Genomic DNA, 758 nt, shown 5'->3' with positions numbered 1-758 from the left:
CCACAACTAGAGGGCGGCGACCTGTTTAGTTCGTCTGAGAGTGGTTTGTCTGAATAAAGTATTCATCTTTTATTCATGGCTCATGTGAAGAATAACCATGTCTTTTACATGGAGAAAGAAGATGGACGCGAAAACGAACAATGCAATCTCAAAATCAATGATGTTTTTCCATTGGGCTATCGGGCTTGGAATGATTGCGGTACTCATTTCTGGTCTAGTTATGGATGATGAATCAAACAACTTACTTTTTAATGCTCACATGTCATTCGGACTTTTAGTCTTAGCCTTGAGCGTGCCTAGGTTAGTTGGGAGACTCATTGCGGGTATGCCAAAACCTATGACGGAAAGAAGTAAATTTGAGTCTATCGCGGCGGCTGTGGTTATGTACTCTCTTTTGGCCTTAACTGTGGTGTTGCCTTTGTCTGGCATCGCGGTTTCTGTAGGAGAAGGGTACGGCCTGAGCCTGTTTGGTTTTGAATTAGTGAGTTCTGGCAGAGAAATACACATGCTGAAAGAGCTGGGAGAGGGGATCCACGAGTTTAGTGGTGAAGCGTTGTTGCCATTCCTATTGGTTTTGCACCTTGGTGCCAGCTTTATGCATCACTTTATTAAGCAGGACGGAACGTTGCTGAGAATGTTGGGCAAAGCTTGATAAGACAAAACAAGAATGTGCTTCGAAGGTTTCTGAGCAACAAAATGGCAGGTAAGTGATACCTGCCATTTTAATATAAGCGAAAGGATGCCTAATTGTTAGATTA

At 43.0% G+C, this 758-nt stretch carries 1 protein-coding gene; it reads left to right on the top strand.

All coding sequences use genetic code 11. The annotated features are described in order from the left end of the window. The first annotated feature begins 121 nt into the window (after positions 1–121). Positions 122–652, top strand: a complete 531-nt coding sequence (locus tag R7Q09_RS25205) for a cytochrome b (RefSeq protein WP_318143827.1) — start codon at positions 122–124, stop codon at positions 650–652. The last annotated feature ends 106 nt before the right edge of the window (positions 653–758 follow it).

The organism is Vibrio sp. 2130-1 (assembly GCF_033339515.1).
The sequence above is the reverse complement of the archived record's forward strand: the minus strand, read 5'-3'. Positions and strand labels throughout refer to the sequence as shown.

Bases quoted from the DNA above. Each gene is read 5' to 3' on its own strand.
- R7Q09_RS25205 (WP_318143827.1), top strand. From the start codon at position 122: ATGGACGCGAAAACGAACAATGCAATCTCAAAATCAATGATGTTTTTC.